1 protein-coding gene is annotated in these 2197 nt (G+C 78.7%); it reads right to left on the bottom strand.

Annotated features, from left to right (window positions below; translation table 11 throughout):
* Positions 1–2046 (bottom strand): primosomal protein N' (locus ACFV0Q_RS40935; protein WP_385013117.1); only part of this gene is annotated, 2046 nt, incomplete at its 3' end.
* Between the last annotated feature and the right edge of the window lie 151 nt (positions 2047–2197).

The following is a 2197-nucleotide window of genomic DNA, read 5'->3' as shown; positions in this document are numbered from 1 at the left end:
GCCCCGCGCCATCCGCGCGGCCTGCGCGGCCTTCAGGGCCGCCGCCAGCGCCGCCCCGCTCCCCGGCGGCACCCGCACCAGGGCCCGCTCCCCCGGCGAGGGCTCCCCCCGCCGCCCGGGCAACGGTACGGGGCCCAGGACCTCCGCGTCGGCGGGCAGCCCGGCGGCGGCGAGGAAGGCCTCCAGGGCGTCCCCCCGCCCGGCCACGGCGGCCATCCGGGACACCGGCGGGAACCCCAGCTGGGCCCGCTCGGCCAGTTCCCGTACGGCGTGCCCGACGGGGTCCCAGCGCACCAGCGCCTGCACGGGCCGCAGCGTCGGCTCGGCGACGACCACGACCTGGCCCTCGGGGCGGACCAGCGAGGCGGCGGCGATCCAGCGGCGCAGCGCCTCCTCCCCCGCCCGCAGGTCGGGCCGGCCGAGCATGGCCCAGCCGTCCAGCAGCAGGGCCGCCGCGTACCCGTCGCCCGTCGCGACCGGTTCGGCGCCCGGGGTGCACACCACCAGCGCGGGCCGGTCCGGCACCTCGTCCAGCACGTGGTCGCGCCCGGAGGTCCGTACGGGCACGGCGGGGAAGGCCCGCCCGAGCTCCTCGGCGGTGCGCCGCGCGCCCACGACCTGGGCCCGCAGCCGGAAGGAGCCGCACTCCTCGCAGTGCCAGGCGGTCTCGGCGCGACCGCACCAGCCGCAGTGCAGGTCCCGCTCGTCGGGGGCCTCCAGCGGCCCCGCGCACACCGTGCAGCGGGCGGGGGTGCGGCAGCGCTCGCAGGCGAGCCGGGGCACGTAGCCCCGCCGGGGCACCTGGACCAGGACGGGGCCCGTCTTCAGGCCCTCCCGCACGGTCTCCCAGGCCAGGCTCGGGAGCCGGGCCTGGCGGGCCGCCCCGTCCCGGGCCAGCAGTTCGTCGCCGACGGTACGGATGCGCGGGGCGACGGCGCGCACCGTCTCCCGGCCGGCGACGAGCGGGCGGGCCCAGCCGGACTCCACGAGCTGGGCGGCCTCCACGGTGCAGCTGGTGCTCCCGGCGAGGAAGCCGCAGCCGTCGGTGACGGCGCGCAGTTCCAGGACCTCGCGGACGTGCGGGAAGGGGGCGTGGTCGTCGCTGTGGCTGGAGTCCCCGTCGTCCCAGACGGCGACGAGTCCGAGGTCCCGAACGGGCGCGAACATGGCGGCCCGGGTGCCGACGACGGCGCGCACGGAGCCCCGGCTCACGGCCAGCCACTGCCGGTAGCGCTTCTCGGGGCCGGACTCGGCGGTGAGCAGGGCGTGGTGTCCCTCGCCGAGCAGCCCGGTGAGGGCGGCGTCGACGCGGGCGGCCGTGCGCCCGTCGGGGACGACGGCGAGGGCGCCGCGGCCGGAGGCGAGGGTGGCCGCCATGGCCCGGGCGAGTTCGTCCGCCCAGCCGGGGCCGGGCAGGGCCGTCCACACGGCGCGGGGGGCGGCGCCGGTGGCCAGGGCCCGCAGGAAGGCGGGGCCCGCGCCGTAGCGCGTCCAGCCGCCCGGCTCGGGGGCGGCGGGCGGGGGCAGCGGCTCGGGAGAGGGCTTGGCCTCGGCGCGGGCGTTGCGCGGGGGCAGGGCGAGCTGGAGCACGTCGGCGAGGCTGCCCGCGTACCGGTCGGCGACGGCCCGGGCGAGGGCCAGCATGCCGGGGCCGAGGACCACCTCGGGCGAGACGACATGCGCGAGCGCGGCCAGGGCCCCGTGGTAGTCGGTGTCGGCGCGCCGCTCGACGATGAACCCGTCGATGAGCCCGCCGCCCTCGCGGCGGCCGCCGTGCACCTGGTGGGAACCCGCGCCGAAGCGGACCCGGACGCGGACGCCCGGCTGCGCGGCCTCGGACAGCTCGGCGGGTACGGCGTAGTCCCACAGCTGGTCGAGGTGGAGCACGCCCTTGTTGACGAGGATCCGCGCGACCGGCAGTTCCTCGGCGAGGGCGGCCCCGCGCCAGGTGCGCGGCTTGGCCTTGGGCGCCTTGGCCTTCGCCTCGGCGACCATCTCCCGGATCAGTGCGAGCTGTTCCGGCGGGGAATCGTTCGCGCTGCTCACACCAGCATTCTTACCAAACGCCGCTGACAACGGACGGCCCCGGACCACAGGGTCCGGGGCCGTCCGTACGTCGTCGGCTGCGGTGCTTACAGACCGGCGGCGGCGCGCAGGGCGTCGACGCGGTCGGTGCGCAACCAGGGTAAAACCCCCA

The organism is Streptomyces sp. NPDC059564 (genome assembly GCF_042735575.1).
Classification (GTDB): domain Bacteria; phylum Actinomycetota; class Actinomycetes; order Streptomycetales; family Streptomycetaceae; genus Streptomyces.
Note: the sequence above shows the minus strand (reverse complement) of the source record. Positions and strands in the feature narration are given on the sequence as shown.